Annotated in this window: 3 protein-coding genes and 1 pseudogene; 2 read left to right on the top strand and 2 right to left on the bottom strand. The window is 58.2% G+C overall.

The annotated features are described in order from the left end of the window. Positions 1 to 183 precede the first annotated feature (183 nt). Positions 184 to 1,245: an IS110 family RNA-guided transposase gene (locus AC628_RS31090; protein ID WP_074130601.1), complete on the top strand. Its 1,062-nt coding sequence runs from the start codon at positions 184 to 186 to the stop codon at positions 1,243 to 1,245. An 813-nt stretch (positions 1,246 to 2,058) separates the two neighbouring features. On the opposite strand, the gene AC628_RS31080 is transcribed toward AC628_RS31090, so the two are convergent. Continuing rightward, on the bottom strand, positions 2,059 to 3,594 hold the full coding sequence (locus AC628_RS31080; RefSeq protein WP_074130599.1) for a porin: 1,536 nt from the start codon (positions 3,592 to 3,594) through the stop codon (positions 2,059 to 2,061). Between the two features lie 2,273 nt (positions 3,595 to 5,867). Further along, positions 5,868 to 6,510: pseudogene (locus tag AC628_RS46215) on the bottom strand (aminotransferase class I/II-fold pyridoxal phosphate-dependent enzyme); the annotation flags it as partial. A gap of 46 nt (positions 6,511 to 6,556) precedes the next feature. On the opposite strand from AC628_RS46215, the gene AC628_RS31065 reads away from it, so the two are divergent. Next, a partial coding sequence (locus tag AC628_RS31065; RefSeq protein WP_143201894.1) for a helix-turn-helix domain-containing protein occupies positions 6,557 to 6,794 on the top strand: 238 nt, incomplete at its 3' end.

Genomic DNA, 6,794 nt, shown 5'->3' with positions numbered 1-6,794 from the left:
ATGTCTCTTCGACAAGGCGGACCTTCTCGTCGTAACTCCATCGCCGCCGACGCTCGGCGCCCAACACGTTGACCTGCATTCCCGACGTGACCTTAAAGCTAGACTAATGGGATGGTCCGGCCGTGATCCTGCCTCGCCAGTAAACGAAGCTGGCAAGGGGCGCCAAAGACAAGGAGCCACACCATGTCTACACCGAAGACCGCGATCGCCGTGATTGGCATCGATATCGGCAAGAACTCGTTCCACGTCGTGGGTCACGATGCACGCGGCGCCATCGTGCTGCGGCAAAAGTGGTCGCGCGGCCAAGTGGAAGCGCGGCTCGCCAATATGGCGCGTTGCCTCATTGGCATGGAAGCTTGCGTCGGCGCACATCACCTGAGCCGCAAACTCGCGTCGCTTGGTCACGATGCCAGGTTGATGCCGGCCAAATACGTCCGCCCCTATAGCAAGGGACAGAAGAACGACTTCAATGATGCCGAAGCGATTGCCGAAGCCGTGCAGCGCCCGACGATGAAGTTCGTCGCGACCAAGACCGCTGAGCAGTTGGACCTGCAGGCGTTGCATCGTGTGCGCGAGCGACTGGTGTCGCAACGGACCGGCATCATCAACCAGATTCGTGCTTTCTTGCTCGAGCGCGGGATCGCCATGCGACGGGGCATCGGCTTCCTACGCACGGAACTGCCCACCATTCTTGCGACGCGCACCGATACCCTGTCGCCACGCATGTTGCGCGTCATCGAGGAGTTGGCAGTCGACTGGCGCCGACTGGATCAGCGCATCGATGGTCTCTCCGAAGAGATCGAAGCAATTGCCCGTCAAGATCAGGCGTGTTCGCGCCTGATGACGGTGCCTGGCATCGGGCCGATTATTTCGAGCGCCATGGTGGCCGCGATCGGCACTGGAGACGTATTCTCCAAAGGCCGCGACTTCGGCGCCTGGCTTGGCCTGGTGCCCAAACAGATCTCGACAGGAGACCGCACGATCCTTGGCAAAGTCTCGAGGCGTGGCAATCGCTACCTGCGCGTTTTATTCGTGCAAGCGGCATGGGTCGTGCTGGTCAGGATAAAGAACTGGGAACGTTACGGGTTTACGTCCTGGATCGAAGCCGCCAAGAAGCGGCTACACCACAATGTGCTCGCAATCGCGCTCGCTAACAAACTTGCCCGCATCGCCTGGGCGGTGCTGGCCAAAGGACGCGCCTTCGAGATGACGAGGATCGGCGATGCAGACGCCCGACCTGCCTGATCCTCGCGCCGTGCTCGGCGCTGTCAAGGCGCGGCCTGGCGACGTCCAGTCAGCCGTAAGCCAAGAGCGACGGCCGGCCTTGACCGCCCCTGCGCGCGACGCGATCGACGTTCTGCGGGCCGGGACGAAGGAACGGCCCTTTAGTCCGAACAAAGGAACTACGCAATATCAGGAGCAGGCGATGACATAGCCGCATCAACGGTCTCCAGCCGAGGTCTGCGAGAAGACAAGACAAAATGGAGGATCGGTCTTCCGAGCGTGTGCGAACACTGGTGACCTTAATGGCCCGTTCGAGGCCTGTAGACTAATCAGAACGCACGCGCGCTGATATCCATGATGGCCCGGAGCACAAACGCTCCAATCAGAGGCCGGATACATTGATGCAAGACCGCCGCCGCCAATTCGACGAATCTTCTCGCAACGCGCGGCCGGACCATACATTAAGGTCAAATCCTCAGGCCGCCTCACAAACTACACAAGGCGGCCTTCGCCGGAGAGATACGGCACTACTTGCTTACGGTGTGCTTATGAATGCCGAGTTTGGCAGCCACAGATTTTGCTCGCAACCGCCCGCGCATCGCATGCTCACCCGGCATCGCTCAGACGACGACGGGGCGGCGCGATGCAGACGACACTTGGGTTTCCAAGTACGCCAGCTCACTCAGCACCACGTGCGCTATCGACCGACCTCTCATAGAATTTAGGTCGGCGTTCAGAGACAGAAAAACCTCCGGCGGGCACGCCGGAGGCTTGGTTGGAGGTCAAACGTCGTCGGTATAAAGTAGGCTCATCTCCTTGCCGGTTTGCAGAAACTCAGAACGTGCGGTTCACGACGAGCTGCAGCCCGAAGCTGTCTTGGTCTCGCAGCTGATACAAACCAGCCGGCTTTCCGATGCCCGATTGCGCCGGTAGCACCACTGTGCTTCCGCTCGCGAAGTTTTGGTGCAGCCTACTGTAATCGAGTTCTGCCAGAAAGGTCAGCCCCTTGACAGGAGTCCAGGACGTCTTTGTGCCGACAATTGCGTAGTTGAAGTCGGGATTGCAGCCAGCCGCCCCGCTCGAGAGCGCTAGGTTGGCGACAAACGCACCGCAGATGTAGCTCTTGGCCGTGCTGTTGTAGCGCACACCACCAACCCCGCCGAAGATGCTGCTGGCCCAGTGCGGGTCCCAGTTATGGTTAAAGGCCCCATTCATGCCGAACGTTGTGGTCAATTGCTGGCCAGCCCCTGTCACGAACACAGAATCAGAGACGCCTGCAATTCCGACGCTCTGATAAGCACCCGCCAAGCTAGTATTGCCGTACCTGGCGAAGACGCTAACCATATTCTGGTTGAAGACATATCGACTTGCGCCATTCGCATATACGCCTGACACGTTGATGGAGTCACCGGGGCCGGTAGGTAGGTTTTTGACGGACAAGGCCAATTGACCAGCCCAGCCCCACTTGTCATCCGGATGCCCGGTGAGCTCGGTCCCGCCGTAGTAGGCGGCATGGTTATCGTGCGCAGCAACTGACGCTTGGAACAGACCCCAAGCTTGGTCCACACGAAGCATCGCAATGAGATCCGGCGCGATCGTATTTGCGAAGTCGTTGCCGCCATACGTACCAGTCGCAATACCTGCAGCCGACGCCGCACTCACGTTCCAGAGGCCGGCTTGGGTGCTTGGAGCTTGATCCTGGGCCGAGAACGAGAGTGCGACTCCTTGACCAAGATCTGCGGTGTAAGTGAATTGGTTCACGGGCTGCCAAGAGCTGCTACCAGGCAGCTCGATGTAGTTGCCCGGGTATTCGCCCCAAGGCGTAGAAAACTGTGAGATTGCCTCACCGATCGTGAAGCCAGCGAACTGGATAAAGGCGAACCAGACACCCACCGTACCACCAGCAACAGCGCCAGGATTTGCGTTGTTCGGTGCCGAGACGCCACCGATCGACTGGTAGACAGTCGAGCCATTTCCCAACCCGCTGTAGGTGCCGGTCGTCCACTGAAATATAATTTGAGCGAAGGTCCGAACCGTGCCGTATTCAGTTGCGGTACGCGTATCAATGTCCACAGATTGACGAGCACGCCATGTGTAGCCGTTAGCGAACCGGTTGCCCGCACCACCTGCTCCGTAGTCCGGATTGAGGCCCATATTATTGTTACCGACTTCCATCCAGGCTCGCGTATAGCCGCCCAGCTTCATGCAAGTGTCAGTGCCTGGAATGTAGTAAAATCCGGGGCCGTAGAGCGAGCAGATCTTCACGTATTCGACGGCTTTCGCCTTCACCGGCAGATCGGCGGCCTGCGCTCCGCCTAACGCAATCAAACCCGCAGCCGAACTGAGCAAAAGGCTCTTCGCCACTTTCATAGTAGTCCCCTCCAGTGTTCACATTGAAATGACTGCTCAACTTCAGCGAGACCAGCCACCTCCGTCCCCCAATCATTGCCGACCTACAACGGCCTTCCCCAACGCCAACCGACACTGCACGGCGTCAATCAACGTCGCCGGCTTGGGGCATTCCATCACCAAGGAACATGCTGACAGATTATCGTCATAATCGACGGACAAAGTTTGTACGAAATGGACAAATCCGGGCTCCACGCGGGGACATGTGTCCTGCTCGCGTCATATCGGCACGCTTCGTACGAGCGATGATCGCGGTCTGCCGTCCAGAATTTGCCACTTTGAGATCATGATGGACAAGACCTCTGCACCTCGAGAGACTGCAACACGCAAGGCCTCCGACCATTGGAGGACCAACGGCGTTGCACAGTGTTTATCGAACAGTGTTCGGTTCTTCTCTCTAACCGAAAACGCCGCGGGAACTGATAAAGCGACGCCTCACTCCAGGCAGTCAATGTGCTCTGCGTCTGCGTGTTCCCACACCCAGCTCCATCGCCCTTGTGGAGGATCTCCAAAAAGGAACTCCTCAGAATCCACACGCCGCCTGGGACACATTCGTCAACCACGCTCGCACGTCGCTCACCAAGTCGGCAGTGCCGCGTATGGTACACTGCATGTCTTGTTTGGTTCGCTACAATGTTACTACGTTGTGCGGACATTGGCGCTGTGGTTCGAAGCGACCTGCGCACACGAGTGCATCGAGATCTCAAGACACGCTCATCCTTGGGTTAAGACGCGTGAATCAATCGTAGAGAGCTCGCCAGTACGCGCCCCTATGCTGATCCGTGATATCCAGGTTGCCGTGACCTTCATCCATTTGAGCCCAGCGTCCATCCGCTGACGTCCGTGAAGGACGGACGGCGACATCCCCCTAGTCGCCCAACAGCAATCGTAGTTGCGATATCCTATTCGTTTCACTAAATCTCGCGCTCCCTGTCTTGAGGAGTTCGGTGCACGCCGTGCCGCTCCATCTTTCACAAGCAGGAATTTCATAACGTGGAGCATCACCTCAAATGCGAAGCAGTACGGCACGGCACTCGAACCGGATCTGGACATCGCGGCAGCGGAGCGCGGGGATGATTTATGCGAGCGGGAACTTGCTATCTGCTTGCCGTCTGAAGCGTCGCTGCGGGGATCCAGTCCCGTTCATGCGCCTCGGCCTTTTCGCGATCGGACGGCCAGCGCACTTTTGAAAGAAACTCCTGCATAATAATCATGCAGCTCCTTCAAACTGAGTTCGCGCTCGATTCCACGCAGACCGCTCGTAATCGCCGAAACCACATTAGGTCCTCCTCTCGCCGCGCCTTGAAGCGCTCGAAGCATTTTTTGGAGCAGAGGGCCGTTCGCCAGCTATAGTGTCGGACCAGCCCGAATTTTCCTCCGCAAATGGCGCAGCGCTTTACTGAATGGTCGCGCAAATTATAGTAGCTATTCTGCATTCTCGCCTCCTGTCGCTTTGTCTGAGTTATCCCCTGCCTTTCTTCGTCACAGCCCCAGTGCTGCACGCGAACTGTGACAGGCGCCAGATTTCGCGCGTTCTCCGCGCAAGAGCTTGACGCATGTGTCCTTCCCGGCGAAGCGGCGCACTTCGCCAAACCCGTGAGTTGCGATTTCACTCTTGATCGATTGAACTGGCTGGGCGTCGAAGCTCTAAGCTGGCGCTCTTTGTTTTTTTGTGCCGCATGTCACCGCTTTTCACGAAGCGGTCGATGACCTCTCCATGAATCAGATGGCGAGGTTGGTTTTCTCGAGTGTCATTTGACCAATGGCTTTCTTTGAGAGCAGCGACTTCTCTCTTGCCTTCAGTAGAGTCGGTCGAGGGCCAGAGCTGAACCTGAGCCTTAATCATACCAGGTATACCCGCACTGTCAACGAGAAATGAGTATTTGATCTGCCGTCTACGCATTCCGCAGCCCCTGATCCGGACGGGCCCCGGAAACGTGCCGAGGTTGCAGAACCTCGGATTGCCCAAACACCGTCGAGAGTAATGCAAGCCGTAGCCGCCAAGCAGGTCAAACTTGCGCCCCCCGCAAGAAGGATGGTCGTTATGCCACCGCGTCGGCGGCCTCGCGGATGCCACGTAACTTGTTCAAGGTCTGCCGGCGTGACGCAATATGGCGGATCACATAGATCGTATTCCACGCGGCCGTAGCAGCAGATTTCGTCCTTTGAAGAAAGCCTGAAGCCTCGGATCGAGCTCGCGAGACAACCAGCTTCGCTCGATTTCACGTCAAGCGCCATGGTGCGGTGAGTCCTCGTCCCCTATCGTCGTACACGCCCCGTGGCGTGGGCTTCATCTATCGTCAGCAAAGCCTTGTATCGATTTGCATCGCTGCCAAGTCTGGCAGCGATCGCGAAATCCATCCATGCTGTAGAGACTTCGACAAGGCCGTGTCTGCCTTTTTTGCGCCAGTCACGAATCGCGCTTTCGACCGACGCCGGCGCGTTATGGGCGCTTATCCGAAACTCCGCGCGGTGCGCCCGCGCACCTTTATGAATACTCACGTGCACGAGTGAATCGAGAACAAGCAAATCATCCCGCTGCGGGGGGCGTCAGGACCGCGACATTGGTAACATAACCGCCGCCAAAGAAGAGCGCGGTCTCAGCTCCAAAAAACCTGGCCGCTTCTGCTTCGAGACGTTCGTGTTTCTCACAATTGCCCCCCACAACAGCCTTGACCCCGCCGGCTCCGATCGGGGTGTCGGCTTCGAGCGCCCCGCACATCGCTTTTTCATGCGCGATGGGCGCGCCCGCGCCAGATCATCGTTCGATACAGAATCGATCCCCGTGCGCGGCTTGAGGTTCCGAAGCCGGTTGCCGTCGTTCAGGGCACTAGAGCAAAATCTGACCGAATTGAATCGAGGGGGATTCCCATAGATTGCAAAATCTGATTCGCCCTGTGTGCTGGGCCGGAGGTCAGCATGCATGGCGAAGCCTTTGTCTGAAGATTTGCGGCTCCGGCTTATCCGGGCCGTTGAAGGCGGCATGTCGCGGCGTGCGGCGGCGGAGCGGTTCGGGGTCTCCGCGGCGAGCGCGGTGCGCTTTGTGAGCCAATGGCGCCAGAGCGGAGCGTCCAGCGCCAAGCCACAGGGTGGCGATCAGCGCTCGCATCGCATTGAGGCGTACCGCGAGATGATCCTGGGCGCGATCAAAGCTAAGCCGG

Source organism: Bradyrhizobium sp. NAS96.2, from assembly GCF_001908235.1.
Taxonomy (GTDB): Bacteria; Pseudomonadota; Alphaproteobacteria; order Rhizobiales; family Xanthobacteraceae; genus Bradyrhizobium.
Note: the sequence above shows the minus strand (reverse complement) of the source record. Positions and strands in the feature narration are given on the sequence as shown.

Excerpts from the sequence above, each read along its gene's own strand:
- AC628_RS31090 (WP_074130601.1), top strand. The coding sequence starts at position 184 with ATGTCTACACCGAAGACCGCGATCGCCGTGATTGGCATCGATATCGGC.
- AC628_RS31080 (WP_074130599.1), bottom strand. The coding sequence starts at position 3,594 with ATGAAAGTGGCGAAGAGCCTTTTGCTCAGTTCGGCTGCGGGTTTGATT.